Genomic DNA, 24,697 nt, shown 5'->3' with positions numbered 1-24,697 from the left:
CGTGCAATTGCGGCATCCTATAGAAAACTGCCATACTCTCAAAGCCATTCCGTCTCTATCGAAGACGGCCGACGCCCAAACTTTGATCGCCCCAGACAAGATTTGACGAGAACATGTCCTGTCACAAACGCCTGTATTTGATCGGTTTGTTCCTGATTGCGGCGATTTCTTCCGTTCCGCAAACTGCATTCATCTACTCAGCCGCGATCGAATATTTCAGATCACGCAGTCTGCCCGTTCATTCGATCCCGGGATTCAGTCGCATTCCCATCTCGCATAAGAGCGAGTTGATTCAGGCCGCCTTCTCACAAAACCGATTTGTCCTTTTGGACAACAAACTCATCGATCACAAAACACGAACTTTGACTCTCCGAACATTCGATCCGGAATCGGGGACGACGGCCCGGCAACTTGATGTCCCAGCAACATGCGAATATGTCGTCGCATCGTTTGAAGACCGTCTGTGGATCTTACCCCGCGACCCGAATGCACAGTCTTACGAGCTGATTGACGGTATCGCTCAGAAATCGGACATCCCCATGTTCAAGAATCACGTGGATCAGGGAACGAGGTTTTTGATCGACGGGGAACCAGCCTATGTCAGTCCGGACATAAAAAGGCTTGCCGTGTTTACACCGCGTCACGAAAGACACGATTGGATTCCGACGAAGCCCATCGATCTTCCGGATTTGAGTTGCGAATGGTCGTACGGTGACACCATTGTTCATTTTCGTGGCGATCTTCCCGACTTCAAACTCATCCGCTGCGGCGACCAGTCCCACGTCTTTCTCAGCATGAATGGATACGTGCTCTATCGTCAGGGAATCGAATTCAATCCCAATGCATCGTCGCCCGACCAACGCCCGGGTCCGCTCAGGGTGACGTGGCCGCGGAGTGTCGGATCAAATGAAGTTGGAGTCTCCGCTGGCGACGACGCCCAACTGGTCAAATGGTCGCTCGTGTGCGATCGCCCGGCGATCGTCTCAGAGATTACGATGCATTCCAGCCGACAACTGGCGAAAGGTGCACTGCTAATTGAAGGGCAACCCGCCGTCTTGATTATTGAAGAAGCTCAACCGAAAGAGTCGACGGGTACGATTCATCGGTTTGATGGAACAGACTGGTCACCTTGGGAGACACTGTCATTCCCCTTCGCCGTGCGCGACTTTTGCACGGCCACGCGCTCCGATGGACAAAGCTCGTATATCGTCGTTGCGACTCCCTTGGGTGAAGCGTTCGTCTATTTCGTGGATGCGAGCGGGATTCATCCACTGCAATCGAAATTGCCTCATCCGTCGCTCAAGACCCAGACCGAGCTTTCAATCCTGTTCAGCATTTTCGTCGGCAGTAGCATCCTGTGCGCCATCGGCGTCTGGTTGCTGATGTGGCGCTATGCGGCTCCGGAATATGCCTTCGGGCAAGAGACCGTCCAGCTGGCATCGCTCGCCCGACGCGGTCTGGCTCGAATGATTGATATTGGGTTGATTGCAACGAGCGCCCTGATCCTCGGCGGAATTCTCACATGGGGCCTGGACTGGCCCGCCTTCCTGGAAGCGATCAACTTAAGAGTCGCTCATCCGTCGATTCCGATCGTCAGACGCGCTGTTGAGCTAACGGCGATCTGGATCGCATTCTCCGTCTTCGTTTTTCTTCTCATCCAGGGCATAACGGGCCGCACACCAGGTAAGCGGTGGTGCGGAATCAAAACGGTGCGTTCAACACTTCGCCCCTGCGGCATCGCTCGCAGCCTGACTCGAGAAATCATTTTCTACGTCGACTCCTGTAGCCTGCTCTGCTGGACACCTGGCATTCTGAGCATCGCCCTGACACCACTCCGACAGCGCCTGGGCGATCTCGTCGCCGACACCATCGTGATCGATGCATCCACTCGGAAACAGAGACCGCCTGAATGAAAGCTCCGAAATGATGTTCTTCGATCAATCGGCGTTCGATGTTCGCTTTGAATGGGGCGCGCGTGGGGTTGCTGCGCTGGGTCCCGATGTTCGCACGATTGTCATCGTCGACGTGCTGTCGTTTTCCACCTGTGTCGAAGTGGCGACGTCACGGGAGGCATTTGTCCTGCCGTATGGAGTGTACGGCGCTCATGAGGAAGAACTTGAAGCGTACGCTCAGTCACGCAGTGCCATCGTCGCCAAACGTCACCGCGAAGCCCCCGACAGTTTTACGCTCTCGCCTGTCTCACTGATGAAGCTCTCGCCAGGAATGCGTTTGGTGCTGCCGTCACCCAATGGATCGACGCTGTCGCAGGCTGCGTCGAAGTTCGGGACGGTCACTACAGCGTGCCTCAGAAATGCAACCGCCGTCGCAAAGTTCGTTTCCCAGCATCCGGGCCCCGTCGCTGTGATCGCGTGTGGCGAGCGCTGGCCTGACGGATCACTTCGTCCGGCGTGGGAAGATCAGATCGGTGCGGGGGCCGTCATTTCCCACTTACCGGGACGTAAGAGTCCGGAAGCACTCACAGCAGCGGACGCATTTGAACAGGCTTCGAACCGATTGGCGGTCCGACTGCGCGACTGTGCTTCGGGTCGCGAACTGATTGAAGGCGGATTCACTGCCGACGTCGACCTGGCATCAATGCTCGACATCAGCCAGTGCGTCCCCGTGCTCAAGAATCATGCATTCACGGCACACGATTTGGCTGCCAGCGCCCCATGATCGACAGAACTTGTGACCCGTCACGAACTTCATCTGGGCAAAGAATTTTCGCCGAACCCATCCAAATGGATCGTGTCCGCAGGAGATCGAATCCATCGCAAACGATCAACCTGAAGTCGGCGTATTCAGGTTTGTCGGATTGCAGTGAATCAGACGCAAGGAACGATCTTGTTCACAAATCCGAAGAGGAACTCCACAATTGCCCATTGTCTGGGCAACATTGGTCTTGCCTGAACTGACTTCCCTGTGATAATTCCAATTGTCTATCAACCTGCGTTCCGAAGAACTTTTTCTGTCCGCCTTGGTGACGTGACTGGACGACCAAATTCGAGGCGGTCCGCCGATTGCTTGATGGTTGGTAACACACGATTGTGGATTGCTTGACTCGCACGACTGGGTTCTCAGTTCGAGCGCCTGGTCGCAAACGATGCCTGCCACGGCATGGATCTGCTGTTCTTTTCCACTTCTGAATTGCCAGGACGGGGCGGTCATCTGAACGATCGCACGACACGGGAATCTGAAACCATTTCCCGCGGACTGTGCGACAGACGACCATCCGGTCGCGAACGTGAGTCACCAGCCGAGCCCTTTGCCGGCGGACGTCATGATCGACATTTGTCACAAGGATCGGTCACATGAGTACGGGACATAGCTTACTGCAAAAAATTGCGGCGCGCCAGGATGCTGAAGCGTACCGACATGAACATTGGCAAGGTTCGTTCGATGAGTATCTCGATCTCGTGAGGAAAAATCCCGAGGTCACCCGTACGGCGCATCAGCGCATCTACGACATGATCATGACGTACGGGACGTATCCCGTCGACGAAGGTCGACGCGATGGTCAGGTCCGATATCGCTTTTTCGATGACCCTGACTCGGGCGGGGAAGATGCCATCTTCGGGCTGACCGAACCCCTGACTCAACTGGTCAACGTGTTCCGCTCGGCCGCACTGAAATACGGCAGCGAAAAACGTGTCCTGCTGCTGCACGGACCGGTGGGAAGTTCCAAGAGCACCATCGCACGACTCTTGAAGAAAGGTCTGCAGCGATACAGTCGCAAACAAGAAGGTGCCGTCTACACCTTCGGATGGCAGGAAGGCGACGGTTCAGTCACCTGGGATCCGATGAACAGCGAACCGCTGCAATTGATTCCTTATGCCTATCGCGACGAGGTCTGTGCTTCGCTGAATGAAGGCCGTGACCGCAACAAGCAGTATACGGTCGAGATCACCGGCGACGTCTGCCCACTCAGCCGTTTCGTCTTCAAGGAACGTCTCGAAAAGGCCGAGGGCGACTGGACCAAGGTCCTACAAAATGTTGTCGTCAAACGGTTCTTCCTGTCTGAACAGGACCGCATCGGAATTGGTACGTTCCAGCCGAAGGACGAAAAGAACCAGGACAGCACAGAACTGACGGGCGATATCAACTACCGGAAAATTGCCGAGTATGGTTCCGAATCCGATCCTCGCGCCTTCAATTTCGATGGCGAATTCAACGTCGCAAATCGCGGGATGATCGAATTCATCGAAGTGCTGAAGCTGGACGTGGCGTTCCTGTACGACCTGCTGGGTGCCTCGCAGGAACATAAGATCAAGCCCAAAAAGTTCGCACAGACGGACATCGATACCGTCATCATCGGCCACACGAACGAACCAGAATTCCGCAAACTACAATCCAACGAATTCATGGAAGCGTTACGCGACCGTACCGTGAAGATCGATATTCCATACGTGACCAAGCTCGGCCATGAACTGAACATTTACGAAAAGGATTACAATGATCGGCGCGTGCGTGGCAAACATATCGCGCCACATACGCTGGAAGTGGCTGCCACCTGGGCCGTCCTGACGCGATTGGAAGAACCGAAGCATCACGGCCTGACCGTGCTGCAGAAGATGAAGCTTTATAACGGCAAGACGCTTCCAGGCTTCACGACCGAAAACATCGAACAGCTTCGCAAAGAGGCCAAGCACGAAGGTCTGCAGGGGATTTCGCCACGATACGTCCAGGACAAGATTTCCAATGCCCTGGTCAACAACACCGAAGCGACTTGCATCAATCCGTTCATGGTTCTGAATGAACTGGAGAATGGCCTCAAACACCATTCGCTGATTCCGAACGAAGAAACGCGCGAAGGGTATCGCCGGTTGATTTCTGTCGTCAAAGACGAATACACCGACGTCGTCAAGAACGAAGTGCAGCGTGCGATCGCCGCCGATGAAGAAGCCCTGATGCGATTGTGCTCGAACTACATCGACAACGTGAAAGCCTATACACAGCGCGAGAAGGTTCGGAACAAGTTCACCGGTCAGGACGAACAACCCGACGAACGCTTGATGCGGTCGATCGAAGAACGAATCGATATCCCTGAAACGCGGAAAGACGATTTCCGCCGCGAGATCATGAACTACATCGGAGCCCTGTCGCTTGATGGAAAGAAGTTCGACTACAAGACCAACGAACGGCTGCATAAGGCCCTGGAAATGAAGCTGTTCGAGGACCAGAAAGACACGATTAAGCTGACGAGCCTGGTCTCGAACGTGGTCGACAAAGACACGCAGGAAAAGATCGATGTCGTGAAGAGCCGACTGATCAAGAACTTTGGCTATAACGATGAGTCCGCAACCGATGTCCTTCAATATGTGGCGAGTATCTTCGCCCGAGGAGACGCAAAACGCGAATAGGACCACGGCGACTTATCGTCCAGGCACGCGTCGCAGTGCCGCCTTGAACTCGGCGGACTGCGACGCGTGATTCTCGTCTGGATTTCACAACTGATCAGACCATCCCCGACGCCTGATTCCATAAGGGCTCGACATGACCCGTTCGATCGATCGAGACAATCAACGATTCAAAGAGATCGTCCGGGGAAAGGTCCGGCAGGGTCTGAAGAAGTACATTACGCACGGTGAAATCCTGGGACGTAAAGGCCGGGAAACCGTCAGCATCCCCGTTCCAAACATCGAAATCCCTCATTTTCGTCACGGACAAAAAGGTTCGGGCGGAGTCGGTCAGGGAGAAGGTGAACCAGGGGAAGCCATCGGCAAGGGCGAAGATGAGGCCGATGGTCAGGGGATGCCTGGCGATACGCCTGGCCAACATATCCGTGAAGCGGAACTGACGATCGAAGAACTGGCACAGATGCTGGGTGATGAACTCCAGTTGCCCGCGATCCAGCCGAAAGGCCAGGACACAATTCGTGCCATCAAAACCAAGTACAATAGCATTCGCCAGACTGGCCCCGATTCGCTACGGCATTTCAAACGAACCTACAAACGCGCTCTGCGTCGTTTAATCTCGTCGAATGAATACAATCCGCTCCGACCGACCGTTGTGCCGACACGAGAAGACGAACGGTTCCGTTCGTGGACTGATATTCCCCTGCCACAAGCCAACGCGGCCGTGATCTACATCATGGACGTATCCGGTTCGATGACGGACGATCAGAAAGAGATCGTCCGCACGGAAGCATTCTGGATCGATACCTGGCTGAAAAGCCAATACGACGGACTGCAACGACGCTATGTCGTACACGATGCGGTCGCCCATGAAGTGGACGAAGACACCTTCTATCGCGTGCGTGAAAGCGGCGGAACCCGAATCTCGTCGGCCTATACGGAAACGCAAAAAATCATCGAACGGGATTTTCCACCTGCCGATTGGAACATCTACCTGTTTCAGTTCTCTGACGGCGACAATTGGGGCGAAGACAACACGAGCTGCCTGAAAATGCTTCAAGAACATTTTCTGCCGGTGTGCAATCTGGTCTGTTACGGCCAGGTCGAAAGCCCCTACGGATCAGGCGACTACATTCGCGAACTGAAGAAAGTCGCAAGCAACTTCGAAAACCTGATCCTGTCACACATCAAAGACAAGGACGGCATCTACGAATCGATCCGGACGTTCCTCGGCAAGGGAAAGTGACAAGGCTCCGCGGGCAGTCCATGGTTTTTGGCCTCGTTTTAGCCTCGTTACCATTTGATTTTCTGTCAAACAGGAACACGACCTCTGCCCGTCATGCACCTTTCTGATGTATACGATGCATTCCCAATGCGGCACCTTAGCAACGAAGACTTCTCGCTTCAGGTACCTATCAAAGCCTAATTCTTCGGATTCTTCGCAGTTCTTAAAAGTTGCTCATCGGGCGCGACGCGTAAGTACGTCAGCGCCTGCCGCAAAATATTCGCAGCGGCGGGTGCAGCCACGCGACCTCCAAACGTCTCGCCACCCACCGACGATTGATTGACAACAACCAGCGTCAACAGCCGTGGCGATTCGACAGGAGCCCCACAGACGAACGAGCTGATGTACTTGCCGTGCACATATCCCCCTTCGGGCGAGATACACTGCGCGGTACCGGTCTTCCCAAACACATGGTAACCAGGAATCTTGGCTTTCTTGCCGGTGCCCCGTGTAACCACCTCCTGCATGGGATGTGCGACGATCCATTGTGCCGTTTCGCTGGATACGATGGATTCGGTCATGCCACGCATCGTGACGTCCGATTCGTTGGGATCGGGCAACACAATGCGTGGCCGAATGAGTTGGCCGCCGTTGGCCAGTGCAGCATGCGCCGTGATCAGTTGCAACGGTGTCGTGGCCAGTTCGTGCCCCATCGGAATCGAGCCTGTGGAATAACTGGTCCAATCTTTCAACGGACGCAGAATCCCCGGCAGTTCGCCTGGCAACTCGATTCCCGTCTTGTGGCCAAACCCAAAGATCGTCGCCGCCTCGTGTAAGGCCGGGTTTTCCATTCGTTCGCCGATCTTGGCCATCCCGATGTTGCTCGACTTGACCAGAACATCGGTAAGGCTGAGCAAACCATAGCGATGATGGTCGTGCAGCAGACGTCGCCCCATACGATACTGGCCGTTCTCGCAATTGTAGGTATCGTCCTTCTCGAGAAATCCGCGATCAAGGCCATAGCTGACGATCATCGGTTTGAACGTCGAGCCGGGCTCATAGATGTCGGCAATCACGCGATTCTTCCAGGAATCAGGCGACGCATCCTGAGGCTCATTGGGATCGAATGTCGGCCGCGTGGCCATCGCCAAAATCTCTCCCTTGGCGGGATCGATCACCACCGCACAACAGCTCTCGGGTTTCCACTCCTGCATCACGCTGTCGAGTTCGCGTTCGGCGTAGAGCTGCACGACGACGTCCAGCGACAGCCGAACTTCGCGGCCAGGATGAGCTGGCCGAAGCTCCTCATCCAAAATCTCAATCACATGTCCACGCGAGTCCCGGGCGACACGTCGCTGTCCCGGCTGCCCCCGCAGTTCTCGATCGAAGTTCTCTTCAATCCCACCCCGACCCACTCCGTCGATATCACGCAGCCCCAACACATGCGCGGCGACGACACCCTGAGGATATTCTCGGCGATATTCGTCCCGAAAACCCCAGGTGGATTTGGGAAGGTTCAACCGCCGAACCTGGCTGACTTCCTCGTCAGTCAGTCGGCGTTTGATCCACAGAAAGTGACGATGCGCGTTCTGACAAAGTCGTTCCAGTAGACTTTCCCGGGAAATCTGCAGCACACTGGCTAGGGATTCCGCGATCTCGGCTGGTGCTTTAATTCGTGATGGCACCAGATACAAACTGCGGGCCGAGAGCGTCGTGGCGAGCAGTCGCCCTTGCCGATCAACGATGTCGCCAGGTCGAGCGGGAATTTCTTCGACCAGCTCACGCTGCTGCTCGGCCTTGTCTGCGAACTGTCCTTGTTGGACCCACTGCAGCTGCACGAGCCGCCCCGCCAGAACCAGCCAGCCAATCCCCAGAATCGTCACAACCAAACGAGGCCGCCATTGCGGTACCTGCACGGAGGTTGTCGATGCCTCGGACATAGCCGATTCACGCCTTCACTAAGCCGACCGTCACCCTCGATGGCTCATCGTCGTTCGATATCGGGAGTTGTCGAGCTCCAGTTCAGAAGCGGTGTGCGACGTTCGTCCGTTCGCTCGGTTTTCGTCGATCGCTGCATCGAGAGCTCGCCACGTTCTAATGGTCCAAGCAATCGCGCGGGGGTTCCGATTCGCTGCGCATCAAGACGCAGTCGAACGAGCGAATCGCGCAGTTCGTCCAGTCGGTACTGCTGCTGGCAGATGGCTCGTTTTAACTCGAGATTCTGCTTTTCCAGCATCGTACCGCCCAGAGCAACCAGCACGACCAACGATAATGCGGCGCCAAAGCGGAAGAACATCGAACCAACTCATGCAAATGACCCGGACACCCTATGGCGTCCGGGTCACCTGTCGTCACAATTACAAGGATGGCAAAATCTCGCGCGTGTCTTACGGAGAACGCAAACCTTCACCAGATCGCGTGACCCTCAATCGTCTTGCCGCAGTGCCACGACAAACCGGTGAATCGCCGAGCCACATTCCCAATCCAAACACGCCGTCACTGAGATTTATCGGAAGTCGCGTTGAGCGTCCGCCACTCGAACTCGGCTTGCATCCGCGGGAAGGCGAAGAACCGTTCCAATCTTGAGTTCATTTCCGTCTCGGAGGACATTGCGGTTCAGTTCCAGAATTTGGACCCAACGCGTCGATCGGTTCAGGTGGACCTTAGCGATTTCGGTCAGGGTGTCCTTATCTCCCACGCGGTACATCGGGTGTCCTTCGCGCGAGACGAAAAATCCTGGCGGTCCATCGTCCAGTTTTTGTGCGCGCGTGGCGGCGACGGGAACGACCACATCCGCGACGGGCGGCTTTGGAATAATGCTCGCGTGCTCGCGTTCCAGATGTTCGACGTCGGGCGTCGAGATCACAACGCCAGGCATCATCCGCTTGGGATCAGGAATCACGTTGCGGTTGTGTTCGGCCAGAGCCATATAGTATCGCCCTGCCCCATACCGCTTTCGCGAGATAATCCAGAAGTTGTCATTGGGCTGGATCGTGTACTTGGGACCATGCACCGTCGCCACGGTATTTCCAGCAGGACGCGAAGGAGGCACGTCGTCGCTCAAACGAAGTGGAGCCGCCTCGCGCCGGCCACGTGGCGTCGATTCGAACGTATCGGTATCGGCATAGGGACGTTGCGGTGGTGTATCAAGCCCGCTGTCCTCTTCGACCACCTGACGAGCCTGCCGTGCTGTTTCCACAGGTTGTTCAAACGGTTCATCCGCGGGAGGCAATTGCCGACGGTGACGCAGTTGACCGTCGGGCTTGTCAGAACGTTCTTCGACCTCTGCTGCGGGTAAATCAAACGGATCGCTCTGCGGCTCCTCGGACGAAGTCAGAATGATGTTCGATGCGGGCGATTCTTCGTCTGAATCGTCAAACGGACTGTCATCCTCGATCACTTCCGGTTCCGCCTTGGCCTCGACCTTGCGAGCCCGGAAATCGGATCGATGATGTTCCTCGCGCGGTGGCGGTTCGAGCTTCACGAACTCGGTGTCATCCGAGAAGTCGTTCGGGATCGCGGCCTTCGCCTTGTCTTTGCGAGGTTTCGTCTGCGCGAACGATTCAACGTCGTCAACGACATCTTCCGCAAGTTCTTCGACCTTACGCACGACCGCTTTCGCGTCGCGCAACGTCTTCGAAGGACGATGCTGATGATCGGGCAGTGCAATTTCATCACGCGGCGGTGGAAAGTCGTCCTGATTCGTGGTCGACGTTTCCTCGTTCAAAATTCTCTGGTCAGCACGCAAATCCATCGGACGATGAATCCGCTTGTAGACGAGAAAGCCGAACACGCCGACCAGTACAGCCACCATCATCAGGCCGACTTTGGCTTCGCGTGTCATCATGAGGTTCCTTCCTCAAAGGGACTTGATCATTCCAGGACAAGTTCATTTACCGTTCGCTCACGTCACCGAATTCTGCTGGCCCCAATCGCAGGAATTCCAGACGTCGCCGCATGCGATCGCATGCTCACTCTCCGCCCGTGCATCACTCTCTTCTTATTATGTGTATCACCGGCTCTTTGCGCTTTGTGCCACTGGCGATGCCAGTGCGTTTTTTCGCTTACCGAATCCCACCATCAGCATTCCCATCACCGACACCATTCAATTTCTTCGCGCAGATATTGTGCGATGTCACACTTTCTTCTGCGCCACGCGCAACTTCGCCGAGCGGCTCCGCGGGTTGAAGCGCTGTTCCTGGGGCGATGCGACAATCGGCTTGGCCGTCAGATTGACCCATCGATCCTGATTCCGAAATTCATTCTTCACCAACCGATCTTCCAACGAGTGGAAAGTAATCACCGCCAACAAACCCCCAGGATTCAACGAGTCATAGGCGCTGGACGAAATCCCGCGTTCCACATGTTCCAGTTCGTGGTTCACGGCAATCCGCAATGCCTGAAAAATACGCGTCGCGGGATTCTTATCGCTGTGCCCCTGCTTACGAATCGCCGGACATTCCGCCACCGCTTGCGTCAGATCGGCACCCGTACGAATGGGCGCCGATGTCCGACGTTTGACCAGGTATTCCGCAAGAGCCTTCGCGCGGGGCTCTTCACCGAATTCTGTGAAGACTTCCTCCAACTGCGCGGCCGAGGCGTAGGCCAGCACATCCGCAGCCGACTTTCCCGATGACGGATCGAAGCGCAGATCCAAGGGTCCGTCACTCAAGAAACCAAATCCTCGTGAGACGTCCGAGAGCTGGTCAGAGGACAGTCCCAGATCCAGCAGGATTCGATCGACGCCAGTCATTCCCAGTTCACGAAGCACAGCCGGAAGTTCCACATAACTTGAGTGCCGCAGGAACATGTTGGGGCCGGACACGACTTTCCCGGCATGCCCCAGCATCATGGGGTCACGGTCGAGACCAATCAGGCGTCCAGATGGACCAACAACTTTCAGCATTTCGCGACTGTGTCCTCCCGCTCCGACCGTACCGTCCACAACGGTCAATCCAGGTTCCAGCCGGAGCTGTTGCAGCACTTCACGCAACAGAACGGGGACATGGACTGCCGTAGCATCACGACCGGGGGAACGAGGCTCCATAACGGATTCGATGACAAAAAAGGACATGGCGCGACAAAACCACGAGCCAAACTCGGGTCACTTCACGAACATCGGCTTATATTGCAGGAGCCATTTTCTGAGAAGACCAATCCCGGCAGCGAACGGTACGTATCTCTTCTCTCTGTGTCTCCGTGCCTCTGTGTCTCCCCCTCCCCCGCTGGACCCACATGTACGTTTCGCGTATTTCGGGTGAACATTGGTAGCGTGGGAGGCACAGAGAAATGCATACGCCTACGACATGGTGGTCCGATGTCGTAGGCGTATGCATGGATGAACTGTAACAGCGACAGTGCGACTGTTCGGTGGATCAAGTTACTTATGCGCAGCGTCTGCTGCTGGGGCGGTCGTAGCAGCTGGTTGCTCAGCGGCGGCTGGTGCCGCATCGACTGGCGGATTTTGGAGATCGTAGGCTCCGATCTCGGGTTGATATGCCTGCGAATCCACCAGCGCCAAGCCGACGAAGACCGCCGCGAACACGAGCGAAAACAGAATCAGCATCGCATTGAACGGTTTGTCGTACCGCAAGTGCATGAAGTACAGCGCGACCAGGGCCGCCTTGACGGTCGCGATTCCCATCGCGACCCAGATTTCCGCCGCCCCCAAAGACAGCTTCGAAGCCGTGACGGTCACAATCGTCAGCACGATCAACGCGACGAACGTCGGAATCAGAATGCTCAGCGGCATCGCGTGCGAGTGATGCTCGGCGTGATGATGTTCAGCAGCAGGTGAAGTGGCGGCAGGAGTGTGCGACATCGGGCGTATTCCAGATCAAACGGGTCAGACGACAAGAGCGGCAGCGACCGCGATCCGATTAGTGAATGAGGTACAGCAGCGGAAACAGATAGATCCACACCAAGTCGACCAAGTGCCAATACAGGCCGACGAAATCGACTGGACCATAGTATTCGGGCGTAAAGTCACCTCGAATCGACCGAACCAGAATCCAGATGATGGCCCCCATTCCGGCCAGAATATGAATTCCGTGCAGCCCGGTCAGGCAGAAGTAGATGCTGAAGAAAATCCCGGCATTTCGTGGTGCCAACGCGGGATCAGGCTGTTCGTGTCCACCCGCTGCGTGCGAATCCGCATGCTCGGAACCATGTGCACCATCGCCATGTTCCAGATGCGGATGAAAATCACGAGCCCACAACAGACCGGAATGCCACTTATGCGAATACTCAACGTACTTGATGCCCAGAAAGCCCCCGGCACAGGCCAGCGTCAACACCAGGTTGATGATCAGCGCGCTTCGTTGTCCAAGCTGAGCGGCTCGAACAGCCAGCGCCATCGTCAGACTGCTGACCAGCAACACAACCGTGTTGATCGCCCCCAGGTTCGTGTCGAGAAATTTGTGGGCATACACGAAGATCTCGGGGTGAGCCGACCGGTACACGGCGTACGCACAGAACAGCCCGCTGAAGAACATGATTTCCGTGACCAGAAACAACCACATTCCCAGCTTGCCCGAATCGAATTGCTGTTCAGCAGATTCGAAATGATGAGCCAGAAATTTGGGATGATCGTGATGGTCGTGTGAATCCCCCGAGCCATGTGCGGCATGGTGATGTCCAGACGAAACCGGCAGGGGAATCGTCGGATCAGCGGCGGTCGTGGGCAAAGGTACGGTCGACATTGCGGCTCTTGGACCTCGTAAGGAAGGCGTGAAAACGAACGGTTCAGACGCCAGCGGGTTCGGGAGTATGATGAGGAACGGAACGCTTCACAGGCGGGATTTCGCGCAATCGATAACCGCCGAGAGCCGGATCATAAATCTGCGCATCGAAATCATAAGGATCGACTTCGACGGTCGCGTGATCGAAGTTGTGCATGGTCGGCGGGGAAGCGGCTTGCCATTCCAGCGAGGATGCGCCCCAGGGATTCGCTGGCGCCTTCTTGCCTCGCAGCAAGGAATGAATCAGCACGCCCGCCACGATACACAGTGAGAATCCCAGCAAGAACGACCCCACGGTCGACATCTGGTGATAGAACTGGAACTGCGGATGATAGTTGTAGTACCGACGGGGCATCCCACGGGCACCCATGATGAACTGTGGAAAGAACGTCAGATTGAACGCGGCGAACACACCGAAGCAGCCGATGCGGCCCCAGAATTCGCTGTACATCTTCCCGAACATCTTTGGCCACCAGTAGAACAGACCGCCCAGGAAGGCAACCAGCGTGCCCCCCATCATCACGTAATGGAAGTGAGCCACCACGAAATAAGTGTCATGCAGATGCACGTCCACCGCGAGGGCACCCAGGAACAACCCCGTCAATCCCCCGATCGTAAACAGGAACATGAAGCTCAGTGCATAGCACATGGGCGTCGCGAGCAGAATCGAACCGCGGTACATCGTCCCCAGCCAGTTGAAAATCTTGATGGCCGATGGAATCGAAACACTGAATGTCAGTCCGCTGAAGATAATCGCCGAGATGCGTGATTGACCGCTCGTAAACATGTGGTGTCCCCAGACCAGGAACCCCAACAGAGCGATGGCGATACTACTGTACGCAATCAGTTTGTAACCGAAGATCGCCTTGCGGCTGAACACAGCGATCAACTCGCTGACAACCCCCATCGCCGGCAGAATCATGATGTACACGGCCGGGTGCGAATAAAACCAGAAGAAGTGCTGGAACAGGACCGGGTCACCACCCAGCTTTGGATCGAAAATCCCGATTCCCAGAGCACGTTCGGCGATCAAGAGCATCAACGTAATGCCGAGCACTGGGGTCGCGAGAACTTGAATGATCGACGTGGCATAGATCGCCCACAGAAACAGCGGCAGCCGGAACCAGCTCATCCATGCTGGACGCATCGTGTGCATCGTCACGATGAAGTTCAAACCCGTAAAGATCGAACTGAACCCCAGGATGAACACCCCCAGACTGGCCGTGATCACACTGGAATTCGTGGTCGTGCTGTACGGTGTATAGAACGTCCATCCCGTATCCAGTCCGCCGAGCAGAATTGCCGCCAGCAGGAAGACGGCTCCGATCAGCCACAAGTAGTAGCTTGCCAGGTTCATTCGTGGGAACGCCACGTCTTTCGCGCCAATCATGATCGGCAACAGAAAATTGCCGAGTGCCGCGGGAATGCTGGGGATGATGAACAGAAACGTCATCACCGCGCCGTGCAGGGTGAACGTGTGGTTGTACGTATCATGATCCATGATCGTCCGGCCAGGCGTCCACAATTCCGTGCGGAGCACCAGCGCCAGGACGCCACCCACCAGGAAGGCGCCCAGCACCGAGATCAGGTACATCACGGCAATACGTTTATGATCAACGGTCGCCGCCCACGACCAGAATCCGCGAGAACAATTCAAATAGTTCGCGGACGGATCGCTAGTGGATGACTCGCACACAGCAGTCTTATTTGGTGCGGTGGACATACTCATACTCACTTTCACTTCAGACTCTTGATGAATTCAATGATCGCGTCGATTTCGGGATCTTTGAGTTGGCCTTTGTATGACGGCATCACAGGCCGGAATCCCGCGCGGACCTTCTTCAATGGGTCGAGGATCGATTCGCGGATATAGTTCTCTTCAATCTCAACGGACGTCCCGTCCGCCAGCGACTGCTTGGTGCCGAATGACGCCTTGAACGAAGGGCCGACCTTGGCGGTTCCATCTAGAGTGTGGCACTGCACGCAGCCCCGCCGTGTGTACAGGATCTTTCCAGCTTCGACGGGCGGCAACGTGGCCAGCAGGTTCGAGGCCTGCTCCAGCCAGCGTTCGAATTCACCCGAGGGATGAACGACAACGTTGGCGAGCATGTCGGAATGCTTCGTGCCGCAGTACTCGGCGCACAGCAGTGGGAATTCGCCCTCACGCGTCGGATTGAACCACATCGTCGTATACCGGCCGGGAACGATGTCCATCTTCGTGCGGAACGCAGGGATGAACAGGCTGTGGATCACGTCTTCCGAAGTCATCGTCAACTTGATCGCGCGATTCACCGGCAAGTGCAGATCGTTGTCGATATAGCCATTGGGGTACTGGAACGCCCACGACCACTTCTTGGCATTAACCTTGATTTCGTACGTCTCGGCAGGCGGCGTGCGGGCATCTAGATAACCGACGAATCCCCGGTAAAAGATCAGGACCGACAGCAGGGCGGGAATGACCGACCACACGATTTCCAGGGTGTCGTTATGGTCGGGCGCCGAGCCCTGCACGTACCCCGGACGACGGCGATACTTGATCACGAAGATCAGCATCAGCCCGACGATCAACACGAAAAAGAACGCGGACAGCGACAGAATGAAATTAAACAGACTGTCGATTTCGCCGGCGATCGTGGAACTCGGCGCCGGGAACCAGAACGATCCCCCGTCAGTTGCGACATCGGCGGCCAGGGTCATGAAATTCATAGCGTCTCTTCTGCAGCCTCAATTCAACGGCGAAAGCACATCAGTCATACCAGCGTCGTTAGCGCACTGGTTTCAGCGAAGGATCTTGGTCCACTTTGGCAAACATCGGCAGGACGCCCGTGGCAACAGGGTGCCCCAGCAAGTCATTCTTCAGACGACGCCGAAGTCGTGATTCTTTCCAGAACATTCGTCCCAACACGCTGGCCAGGACGACCGTCGTGAAGAGCCCCGCCACCGTCATCAAGCGACGTGCGGACATCGAATAGCGTCCTGCCGTATTGTCGTAGTGAAAACAAAACAACAGGATTTGATCGAGCGTCGTTCCAATCTTTCCTGCACTCGATTCCACCAGGGCAAGCCGCAAGGTCTGGGGATCGAACGTCACGCCATACAAATATCGCGACAAACGTCCTTCAGGCGTCATCGCCACACAAACCGCAGGATGCACATATTCTTTTTTCTCGGGCAAATAGCGGTACGTCACACCGATCGCTTCGGTCAAATCGGTAATCGCCTTCTGCGATCCCACCAGAAAATGCCAACCGTTGCCTGAACCTTGCCGACCATACATCTGGTAGTACCGCTGACGCGTCTGGGCCGCACGCATCGGCTGTTCGTGAGGATCAATGCTGATCGACACGAACTCGTAATCCTTGCCGCAGGTCAGTTCGACCTCTTTCAATCCTGTGACCAGCCCCGAAAGTTGCAGGCTGCAAAGCATCGGACAATTCGAATAGTTAAACGACAAGATGACCGGGCGGCCCGAGGCGAAATATTGCGCCAACTTGACCACTTTTCCCGACTCATCTCGAAACTCGGCCTCAAGCGGAATCCGCTCCGACAGATGTTCCGTGACACCCATGCCAGCCAATTCGGCCGGCAATTGATTGTCATACGTTTCCGCGCAGACCCTCTGCGACCACGAACTGGCCAAGCCGAGGGCCAGCACAGAGAGAATCCAAACCAGCCGCCAGCCGAAGGTCATCGGCATTGGGCGACAACTAGTTGGCATTCGCAGAATTCCTCACGACGGCCTGCTGCTCGCGGGCCAGAACCTGTGACATCGCTTCGTCGATGGGGACCGCAACGATCATTTGTTCGCGATCGACCCAGCCATACGAGGACAAACGTGCCCGCTGTTCGCTGAGGATCGATTCCGATCCCACCTGCGGTACGTTCAGAACCTTGCGAGCCATTTCCTGTGATTCGAAGTTATAGTACAGCACCTGCAGTGCGACGATGATCACAAACGTTCCCACTGCGCCGCACAGACCGACGACCGAAATGTTCTGTGTATTGAGGTCATCATAACGAGCCATCATTCAACTCCAGTCGAAAAGCAAACCAGCGAAGGCCGGGTCCTTCAAGAAGGGTCAGTTAGTTATGCACAGCCAGCGACTCCGGAAGTCGCGGGTCATTGAGCGGCACGAGAGAACGCTGTCCAGCGATCGACAACCAGGCGGCAACATAGAAGCCCCCCACTCCCATCAAGCACGAGATGGGCAGCAGCGGCAGCGTCGGGCCTGACGGATTGAGCGTCGGGAAAATCAACCAGTAGTAGTCAACCGAATGCATGACGAGCAGAACCAGCGCCCAGGCGGCTAGCATCTGCGGATCGCGTTTCATTGACTTGCGCATCAAGCCCAGGAACGGTAAAGCGAAGTGCCCTGCCATGAGCGCGATCGACACCGCCCCCCAACCACCAGACTGCCGAACTTTGAACCAAACCGTTTCTTCGGGAACGTTCGCATACCAGATCAACAGGTACTGCGAGAACCCGATATACGCCCAGAAACACATGAATCCAAACAGCAGCTTGCCCAAGTCGTGGCGGTGATCCGCCGTGATCATCGGCAGCAACTGGAACCGTTGCTGCAGCAGATTGATCACCAGCGTCAACGCAGCCAGGAAGGCCATCAGACTGCCGCTGAAGAAGTAGATCCCGAAGATCGAACTGAACCAGTGCGGATCAAGCGACATGATCCAATCGATCGACGCGAACGTGACGGTCAACGCGTAAACCAGCAGCATCGGTGCACTAAACCGTTCCAGCCGTAACGTCGTCTCTTTATCCCCATTGCCATCCTGTTCAAGCGATGACTGCCAGAACTTGCGGGCGATGAAGGTCCAGACCACGAAGTAGAAGACGGTGCGCAACGCGAAGAACGAAGCGTTCAGGTAGGGCACCTTGCTTTGAATCAAAGGATCGCTTTTGGCAATCTCGGCATCGTTCCAAATGTACAACGAGCCGGAACCACACAGCACGGCAATCACGATCGGAATGAACAGCAGTCCACAGACCTGAATCGACATCGCGAAGATTTCGGCCAATCGGCGAAGGATGACGCTCCAACCTGACCGCGTCAGGTGCTGCAGTGCCACGAACACCAATCCCCCCAAAGCCAGACTGGTAAAGAAGCAGACAGCCAGTAGGTAGCTGTGCCAGAACTCACGCATTCCGTCCCCGGCACACAGTCCCAGAACGAGCGCAGCCGTCATGCCCAGCGCGCCGAACAAGTACGCACCCTGGGGAGCCAGCAGGCCCGCGCCTGTCAGCTTCTGTTCGGAAAATGATGCCGACACGTCGGCGATCTCGGCAGTGTTTGACGTCATGGGTTCGATTACTCCTTAGGCAGATCGCGCAATTGGGGAACGAGGTCCGACGGAACATCTTTCACGTCGGCATGTCTCGACTGCTGCAACGCTCGCACGTACAGCACGATCGCCCAGCGATCTTCCACAGGAATCAGATCTCCATATTTTGGCATTTTGCGGACACCGTTCGTGATCGAGTGAAACACTCGTCCGATCGGCTGGTTACGAAGGTTGTCAGAATGGAACGTCGTCGGCTTGATCCACGTGCCTTGTTCAAGTTCAAGTGCCCGACGTGTGACAAGTCCGTCCCCATCGCCGCCCAAACCGTGACAGGCCGCACAGTAGATGTTGTATCGCTCCTGCCCACGCTTCATGGTCTTGGCAGTCATCGGCACGGGGAAGGTCTTCACCCAAGGCTGTGAATCGAGTGGATCAGCAGGACCGGCGGGAGCTGCCGCGGGATCGGCTTGAGCAACCAGACGATTGGATTCCGACGCATCGGCGGAAACAAATCGGGTCACAGCTTGTGAACCCGGCGTCCGAGGCGACTCTGCCAGAGCACGCTGCCCTTCGGGACTTTCAAGGCCCTTGTACAACCGACTGTCGGCACGCAAATCACCGCGAGCAATCGTTCCAGCGGGCTGCGGTCGCATGGCGCGTCCGTCCGCGAACAAGGTACTCGCTCGCTGTGGCTTAAACTTCGGCTGGAAATCCATATCCGGAACCGCGTGGAAACGTGGTTCCGTCGTCGTCGTTGCTCGCTTTTGTGCGATCAGCACGGGCGGAATCAACGCGAGCACAAACACCACGGCCAACCCGGCACGAATCCCACTCGGCCATTGCTTGTCAGAAGCGGGTGGTGCAAAGCACTCGTCGACACCTGTTGCATGACACTCGGTCAGCAGCTTCTGAACCTTTTCGCGATCGAACGTCGGATCACACGCGGCAAAGCAAATGAAAAAGCGATCGCTAGTGGCTCGCAGGAATCGATCCGACGAGAACAGAGGATTCGAGAATCGAGGCAAACCGTTCAACAACAACATGCTGAGCAGCGTGCTGATCGCAGCGAACAGAATCATCAATTCGAACGCAACGGGAACCGCAGCCGGGAGACCGAAAAACGGCTTACCGCTGATCCAGAAAGGATAGTCGACCGCATTCATCCACCACTGCATCAGCAGCGCCACACAGATCCCGGTCGCACCGGCGCACAACGTGATCCACGGCAATCGAGTGGGGCGAATGCCGATGACGTCGTCGATCCCGTGAATGGGGAACGGGCTGTGAACGTCCCAACCGGACACGCCCGCGGCGCGAATCTTCCGCGCGGCTTCAGTCACCGCCGCCGCTGAAGGAAACTCAGCGATGACGGCAGCCAGCTTCGGCGACTCAATCTCGGCCGAAGCCGGGGCGCCGCTTGGACTTTCAATCTCAGGTGCAACAGTCGCGGTCGTCATGGAAAAAACTCACAAACACTCAAGCCCTGTGACAGGCAGGATCTTCTTCAATGGGCGTGATCAGCATGGTTCGCAGGAATCACCGTCTTGACTTCGGCCATCGCCACGATCGGCAGGAATCGGCAGAACAGCAGGAACAGTGTGAAGAACAGACCAAAGCTGCCGATGAACATGCCGATGTCGACGAATGTCGGTTTGTAGTAACCCCAGCTCGATGGCAGGAAATCGCGGCTGAGTGACGTGACTGTGATCACGAACCGTTCAAACCACATGCCGATGTTCACGAAAACACAGACGATCACCATCATCCAGGGCGTCGTGCGGACCTTCTTGATCCAGAACAACTGTGGGCTGATCACGTTACACGTCACCATCGTCCAGTAGGCCCACCAGTAAGGACCAAAGGCACGATTGATAAACGCAAACTGTTCGTAGCGATTGCCGCTATACCAGGCAGTGAAGAACTCCATCGCATACGCATATCCCACCATTGTGCCGGTCACGAGAATGATCTTGTTCATGTTCTCGAGGTGACGCAGCGTGACCAGGTCTCGCAGCCCGAAGAAAGCCCGGGCAGGAACCATCAGTGTCACCACCATCGCGAATCCGCTGAACACGGCCCCCGCAACGAAGTACGGCGGGAAGATCGTGGTGTGCCAGCCTGGCACTTGAGAAACGGCGAAGTCGAAACTCACGACGGTATGCACACTAAGCACGAGCGGTGTGGCCAAGGCAGCCAGCAACAGATAGGCCTTTTCATAGCGGTGCCACTGACGAGCCGATCCGGTCCATCCGAGTGACAGGACACCGTACAGGACTTGTCGCCACTTTGAAGTAGCACGATCGCGGAACGTCGCAATATCCGGGATCATCCCCATGTACCAGAACAGCAACGAAACGGTGGCATATGTCGAAACGGCGAACACGTCCCACAGCAGTGGGCTGCGGAAGTTCGGCCAAAGCGCTTGTTGGTTTGGCACGGGCAACAACCAGTAGATCACCCACACACGACCGACGTGAACGCTGGGGAAGATCCCCGCACATACTACGGCGAAAATCGTCATGGCCTCGGCGAAACGATTGATACTCGTACGCCAGTGCTGGCGGAACAGGAACAAAATCGCGGAAATCAGCGTTCCGGCGTGGCCGATACCAACCCAGAACACAAAGTTAACAATGTCCCATGCCCAGAACACCGGGGCATTGTTACCCCACACCCCGACCCCGGTCGTGACCAGATAGCCAATCAACCCGAACAACATCACCGTGAGCGAACTGGAAATCGCAAAGGCGATGTACCACGCCAGCGGAGGCTTGGGGGATTCTGCGATTTGGCAGATACGTTCGGTCACCGCCGTGTTGTCCAGACCACCGAGCACGAGAGGTGCACGGGTGCCTGGCAATTCGGTGGTGTTGTTCAGATCGTCGAGTGTGACAGTCGCCATAACTTTTCTAGGTCGCTTCGGTATTCGTGTCGGACATTGAAAACGGCATCAGCACGTTCGTCGCGCAAATCAACTTGTATGACCGTGAGCATCTCCGTGATCCGTCGAGTGCCCATCGCTAAGTTCGGGGTGCGGATTACGGATTCGGGCCAGGTATTTCGTTCGTGGTTTGACGTTCAGTTCAGCCAGCATTGCGTACGCCCGCGGATTCGCGTGCGCCTTCGAAACCTGACTTTGCTTGTCCATCAGATCGCCGAACTGGATGGCACCGGCGGGACACGCCTGCTGACAAGCGGTCTGAATCGCACCATCGACAATCGGACGTTGCTCGTTCTTGGCCTGGATCTTGACTGTCTGGATCCGCTGCACGCAGAACGTGCATTTCTCCATCACACCGCGACTACGAACCGTCACTTCCGGATTGATAATCAATCGCGACAGTTCTTCGTTCGCCTTCGAGAGATGGCTGGTGAAATCGAGGAAGTTGAAGCGTCGGACTTTGTAAGGGCAGTTGTTCGCACAATACCGCGTTCCCACACAGCGGTTGTACGCCATGTCGTTCAGCCCTTCGGGACTGTGCACCGTCGCAGCGACCGGGCAAACTTGTTCACACGGTGCGTTCTCGCAGTGCTGACAGGTCACCGGCTGTGTCACCACCTGCGGCGAATCGATGTCGCCTGCAAAGTAGCGATCGACACGGATCCAGTGCATTTCGCGACCCTTCGAGACTTGCTCGGGGCCGACGATGGGGACATTGTTTTCCGACTGACAAGCAACCATACAGGCGTTGCAGCCGATACAGCGACTGAGGTCGATCGACATGCCCCATGCATGACCTTCGGCCGATCGCTCTTCCCACAGCGATTCCAACGGTGGGTGATGCACGACGTGCTGTGCGAAGTCGGGATGATCGGCGAATTGCTTTTCGGTTCCTTCGCGAACCAGTTCACCAATTCGCCCGGCGATTTCCGAGAGCCCCACCTTATCGATTGCGTGGTGATCCTGAGTGATGGCCAGCGTGACGTGTTTTCCGGTCGTCACCAGCTTCACGTCGCGATCGATCGTTGTCGTCGAACGTGCTCGCAACGTCGAAACGTTCGCACCGACGGGAGCAATGTTCTTGGCTGTGTCACCACCGACGTGTCCGGCAGCGGTACGACCATACCCCAGCGCCAAACCAATCGAATTCTTGGCTTGTCCTGGAAGCACGTATGCAGGCAGATCGAGATTCTTTCCACGGACGGTCACTCGCACGACATCGCCCGTATTGATCTTCAGTTCTTTCGACGTCGCAGGAGCAATAATCGCGGCGTTCTGCCAGGTCATCTTCGTCAGGGGAGCGGGCGTCTCCTGCAACCAGCCGTTATTGGCGAACCGACCGTCGTAGGTACTGTTGCTCGGACAGAAGACCACTTCCAACCCAGCACTCGCCTGCGGAACGGCCACCGTCCCGGCGGTTGCGACCACGGTCGGTGTGACCTTCGTCAAACCCTTGTCGGACAGGAAACCGTCGTGCACCAGCGTACGCCAGTTGTCTTCGAGCCCGGCTGTGGCGAGCATCGATTCCAGCGTCGCACGCGTGATCGCTTCCGTGCTGGGCTGCTCGTCGGTATTAAGCAATGCCAGCAACTGCTCGTCACTGCGGCTGGAGAAGATCGGGTCGATCAGCGGCTGACGAATCGTCAGGATGCCATCGTAGGAATAGCCGTCGCCCCACACTTCCATCTGATGTGCACGCGGCAAATGCCAGTTCGAAGCCTGCGAGGTTTCATCAACATAGGCACCAAGTCGCACGCGATGCTTCACCTTGGCCATGGCGGTCGCAAACGAAGCGGACTCGTACGCGGGGTTACCGCCCAGCACGATCAACGTCTCGACGTCGCCACGTTCCATCTCTTCAGCCAGCGTGGCCAGCGGATCAATTGTGTCGACGGCAGTCGATTCGGGTTCGGCAAGGAACGTGACCGTTTCACCGAGATTGCCGAGCTGTGCATTGAGTCGATAAATCGCCGCAATCACTTCTGGCGACTGAGATGGCCCCGCCACGATCACGCTCTTGCCGCGATGGGCAATCAGGTCGCTCGCCAGGACGCGAATGAACTTCGTGGTCGCCTCTTCGTGGCTGTGATCGATGACCGGTGCCTTCTCAGCACTTGCCTGAGCAGTAATCGACTCCTGCAGTGTCGCCAGGAAGTGGGCAATGTCACAGGACCGGATCGGCAGGCGGTGATCCGCGGCGACACCAAGCGTCGAGAATTGACTTTCAACCGCATACACGCGGTTCATCGGACCCGCTTCGGGAACCCGACGCTCCGACCACTTGCGGATCAGGCTGACCGCGTTCGGATGGAAATCGAACAGATCCGAATCGAGAGCCAGGATCACATCGGCCTTCGACAGGTCGTAAATCGGCCGCACATTCTGCCCGAACGCCAGCTTGCCACCTTGCCGCTCGTTGACGCGCGACACGGACTCGTGTTCGTACCACTTTGCTTCGGGCAGCAATTTCGCGAACTGCTGTGCCAGACGCAATCGGCTGGGTGATGAGCTGTGTTCCGCAATGACGCGAACACCTTTGCCACCCGTTGCGCGGGCCGAGGTCATTACGCCCTTTGAGTACTCGACAAAGTCATCCCAGGTCCGAGTGAACCATTCACTGCCTTCGTACTGCTGTGGATCGCGGCTGCGATCCGGATCGTACAAGTGCAGCAAGGCCGCCTGCGTGAACGAATCCGTCCCGCCCATGCTGGCGGGATGGTCGACATGACCTTCGATCTTGATCGGACGACCGTCGTAGGCGGTCACGATGACCGGACGCGCATATCCGGACATTTCGAGCGATGTGGCAAATCGCTGGGGAACGCCAGGAATGCGGTTTTCGGGCCGCGCCGCAAAGGGAGCCAGCGTTTCTTTCTGCCAGCAACCGCTGATTCCCGCCATGGCCAGCGATGCGCCCATCAACTGCAACCAACGTCGACGCGACATCGATTGAGGAAACTCTGACGCGGCGACGGGAAACTCGCGATGCAGAAACTCTGTGAACTCAGGCGTTGCAGCCAGTTCTCCCAGACTTCGCCAGTAGGTCTTCTCGTCAGCGTTCACAAGTGCAGTCATGAAAAATCACAGGCTTCTTATTAGGTTGCGATATTCGTCGCTGGCTTGGCGTTCACGCCGT

The 24,697-nt window shown here is 56.3% G+C and carries 18 protein-coding genes; 4 read left to right on the top strand and 14 right to left on the bottom strand.

What is annotated here, in order from left to right; translation table 11 throughout:
• The first annotated feature begins 113 nt into the window (after positions 1-113).
• The 4 genes from OSO_RS0134960 to OSO_RS0134930 all read left to right on the top strand — a co-directional run bounded on the left by OSO_RS0134960 (position 114) and on the right by OSO_RS0134930 (position 6,600).
• The gene (locus OSO_RS0134960; protein ID WP_010587474.1) at positions 114-1,913 is read left to right on the top strand and encodes an RDD family protein; all 1,800 of its coding nucleotides are present in this window, start codon (positions 114-116) and stop codon (positions 1,911-1,913) included.
• Between the two features lie 10 nt (positions 1,914-1,923).
• The gene (locus OSO_RS0134955; protein ID WP_010587473.1) at positions 1,924-2,676 is read left to right on the top strand and encodes a 2-phosphosulfolactate phosphatase; all 753 of its coding nucleotides are present in this window, start codon (positions 1,924-1,926) and stop codon (positions 2,674-2,676) included.
• Positions 2,677-3,311: 635 nt separating this feature from the next.
• Entirely contained in the window at positions 3,312-5,360 is a 2,049-nt protein-coding gene (locus OSO_RS0134935) for a PrkA family serine protein kinase (protein WP_010587470.1), read from the top strand.
• Positions 5,361-5,493: 133 nt separating this feature from the next.
• Complete coding sequence (locus OSO_RS0134930; RefSeq protein WP_010587469.1) at positions 5,494-6,600, top strand: DUF444 family protein; 1,107 nt, start codon at positions 5,494-5,496, stop codon at positions 6,598-6,600.
• A gap of 176 nt (positions 6,601-6,776) precedes the next feature.
• Here the strand turns inward: OSO_RS0134930 and OSO_RS0134925 are convergent, their stop codons facing one another.
• The 14 genes from OSO_RS0134925 to OSO_RS0134855 all read right to left on the bottom strand — a co-directional run bounded on the left by OSO_RS0134925 (position 6,777) and on the right by OSO_RS0134855 (position 24,636).
• Positions 6,777-8,519 (bottom strand): peptidoglycan D,D-transpeptidase FtsI family protein, encoded by a 1,743-nt coding sequence (locus OSO_RS0134925; protein ID WP_010587468.1) that lies wholly within the window; start codon positions 8,517-8,519, stop codon positions 6,777-6,779.
• A gap of 44 nt (positions 8,520-8,563) precedes the next feature.
• Positions 8,564-8,875, bottom strand: a complete 312-nt coding sequence (locus OSO_RS0134920; protein WP_010587467.1) for a hypothetical protein — start codon at positions 8,873-8,875, stop codon at positions 8,564-8,566.
• Positions 8,876-9,085: 210 nt separating this feature from the next.
• Positions 9,086-10,426 (bottom strand): LysM peptidoglycan-binding domain-containing protein, encoded by a 1,341-nt coding sequence (locus OSO_RS0134915; RefSeq protein ID WP_010587466.1) that lies wholly within the window; start codon positions 10,424-10,426, stop codon positions 9,086-9,088.
• Positions 10,427-10,714: 288 nt separating this feature from the next.
• A complete protein-coding gene (gene rsmH, locus OSO_RS0134905) occupies positions 10,715-11,626 on the bottom strand; it encodes a 16S rRNA (cytosine(1402)-N(4))-methyltransferase RsmH (RefSeq protein WP_010587465.1) in 912 nt (303 codons plus the stop codon).
• Between the two features lie 333 nt (positions 11,627-11,959).
• Complete coding sequence (locus OSO_RS0134900) at positions 11,960-12,400, bottom strand: cytochrome C oxidase subunit IV family protein (RefSeq protein WP_010587464.1); 441 nt, start codon at positions 12,398-12,400, stop codon at positions 11,960-11,962.
• 58 nt (positions 12,401-12,458) lie between these two features.
• Positions 12,459-13,280 carry a cytochrome c oxidase subunit 3 family protein gene (locus OSO_RS0134895; protein WP_010587463.1) on the bottom strand — a complete coding sequence of 274 codons (822 nt, stop codon included), beginning with the start codon at positions 13,278-13,280 and terminating at the stop codon, positions 12,459-12,461.
• Positions 13,281-13,323: 43 nt separating this feature from the next.
• Complete coding sequence (locus OSO_RS0134890; RefSeq protein WP_010587462.1) at positions 13,324-15,042, bottom strand: cytochrome c oxidase subunit I; 1,719 nt, start codon at positions 15,040-15,042, stop codon at positions 13,324-13,326.
• A 14-nt stretch (positions 15,043-15,056) separates the two neighbouring features.
• Entirely contained in the window at positions 15,057-16,025 is a 969-nt protein-coding gene (gene coxB, locus OSO_RS0134885; RefSeq protein ID WP_010587461.1) for a cytochrome c oxidase subunit II, read from the bottom strand.
• A gap of 58 nt (positions 16,026-16,083) precedes the next feature.
• Positions 16,084-17,037, bottom strand: a complete 954-nt coding sequence (locus tag OSO_RS46335; protein ID WP_157605887.1) for an SCO family protein — start codon at positions 17,035-17,037, stop codon at positions 16,084-16,086.
• Positions 17,027-17,347: a hypothetical protein gene (locus tag OSO_RS0134875; protein ID WP_237729382.1), complete on the bottom strand. Its 321-nt coding sequence runs from the start codon at positions 17,345-17,347 to the stop codon at positions 17,027-17,029. The genes OSO_RS46335 and OSO_RS0134875 overlap by 11 nt, the downstream gene beginning before the upstream one ends.
• Before the next feature lie 55 nt (positions 17,348-17,402).
• Positions 17,403-18,638, bottom strand: a complete 1,236-nt coding sequence (locus tag OSO_RS0134870) for a hypothetical protein (RefSeq protein WP_010587458.1) — start codon at positions 18,636-18,638, stop codon at positions 17,403-17,405.
• An 8-nt stretch (positions 18,639-18,646) separates the two neighbouring features.
• Positions 18,647-20,077, bottom strand: coding sequence for a quinol:electron acceptor oxidoreductase subunit ActD (locus OSO_RS46330; RefSeq protein ID WP_010587457.1), 1,431 nt, complete (start codon positions 20,075-20,077; stop codon positions 18,647-18,649).
• Positions 20,078-20,124: 47 nt separating this feature from the next.
• A complete protein-coding gene (gene nrfD / locus OSO_RS0134860) occupies positions 20,125-21,522 on the bottom strand; it encodes an NrfD/PsrC family molybdoenzyme membrane anchor subunit (RefSeq protein WP_010587456.1) in 1,398 nt (465 codons plus the stop codon).
• 69 nt (positions 21,523-21,591) lie between these two features.
• Positions 21,592-24,636, bottom strand: a complete 3,045-nt coding sequence (locus OSO_RS0134855; RefSeq protein ID WP_010587455.1) for a TAT-variant-translocated molybdopterin oxidoreductase — start codon at positions 24,634-24,636, stop codon at positions 21,592-21,594.
• Between the last annotated feature and the right edge of the window lie 61 nt (positions 24,637-24,697).

The organism is Schlesneria paludicola DSM 18645 (genome assembly GCF_000255655.1).
Classification (GTDB): domain Bacteria; phylum Planctomycetota; class Planctomycetia; order Planctomycetales; family Planctomycetaceae; genus Schlesneria; species Schlesneria paludicola.
The sequence above is the reverse complement of the archived record's forward strand: the minus strand, read 5'-3'. Positions and strand labels throughout refer to the sequence as shown.

Excerpts from the sequence above, each read along its gene's own strand:
- rsmH (WP_010587465.1), bottom strand. The coding sequence starts at position 11,626 with ATGGAGCCTCGTTCCCCCGGTCGTGATGCTACGGCAGTCCATGTCCCC.
- nrfD (WP_010587456.1), bottom strand. The coding sequence starts at position 21,522 with ATGGCGACTGTCACACTCGACGATCTGAACAACACCACCGAATTGCCA.
- OSO_RS0134915 (WP_010587466.1), bottom strand. The coding sequence starts at position 10,426 with ATGATGACACGCGAAGCCAAAGTCGGCCTGATGATGGTGGCTGTACTG.
- OSO_RS0134895 (WP_010587463.1), bottom strand. The coding sequence starts at position 13,280 with ATGTCGACCGTACCTTTGCCCACGACCGCCGCTGATCCGACGATTCCC.
- OSO_RS0134960 (WP_010587474.1), top strand. The coding sequence starts at position 114 with ATGTCCTGTCACAAACGCCTGTATTTGATCGGTTTGTTCCTGATTGCG.
- OSO_RS0134920 (WP_010587467.1), bottom strand. The coding sequence starts at position 8,875 with ATGTTCTTCCGCTTTGGCGCCGCATTATCGTTGGTCGTGCTGGTTGCT.
- OSO_RS0134955 (WP_010587473.1), top strand. The coding sequence starts at position 1,924 with ATGATGTTCTTCGATCAATCGGCGTTCGATGTTCGCTTTGAATGGGGC.
- OSO_RS0134935 (WP_010587470.1), top strand. The coding sequence starts at position 3,312 with ATGAGTACGGGACATAGCTTACTGCAAAAAATTGCGGCGCGCCAGGAT.
- OSO_RS0134870 (WP_010587458.1), bottom strand. The coding sequence starts at position 18,638 with ATGACGTCAAACACTGCCGAGATCGCCGACGTGTCGGCATCATTTTCC.
- OSO_RS0134855 (WP_010587455.1), bottom strand. The coding sequence starts at position 24,636 with ATGACTGCACTTGTGAACGCTGACGAGAAGACCTACTGGCGAAGTCTG.
- OSO_RS0134875 (WP_237729382.1), bottom strand. The coding sequence starts at position 17,347 with ATGATGGCTCGTTATGATGACCTCAATACACAGAACATTTCGGTCGTC.
- coxB (WP_010587461.1), bottom strand. The coding sequence starts at position 16,025 with ATGAATTTCATGACCCTGGCCGCCGATGTCGCAACTGACGGGGGATCG.
- OSO_RS0134930 (WP_010587469.1), top strand. The coding sequence starts at position 5,494 with ATGACCCGTTCGATCGATCGAGACAATCAACGATTCAAAGAGATCGTC.
- OSO_RS46330 (WP_010587457.1), bottom strand. The coding sequence starts at position 20,077 with ATGACGACCGCGACTGTTGCACCTGAGATTGAAAGTCCAAGCGGCGCC.
- OSO_RS46335 (WP_157605887.1), bottom strand. The coding sequence starts at position 17,037 with ATGCCAACTAGTTGTCGCCCAATGCCGATGACCTTCGGCTGGCGGCTG.
- OSO_RS0134925 (WP_010587468.1), bottom strand. The coding sequence starts at position 8,519 with ATGTCCGAGGCATCGACAACCTCCGTGCAGGTACCGCAATGGCGGCCT.
- OSO_RS0134900 (WP_010587464.1), bottom strand. The coding sequence starts at position 12,400 with ATGTCGCACACTCCTGCCGCCACTTCACCTGCTGCTGAACATCATCAC.
- OSO_RS0134890 (WP_010587462.1), bottom strand. The coding sequence starts at position 15,042 with ATGTCCACCGCACCAAATAAGACTGCTGTGTGCGAGTCATCCACTAGC.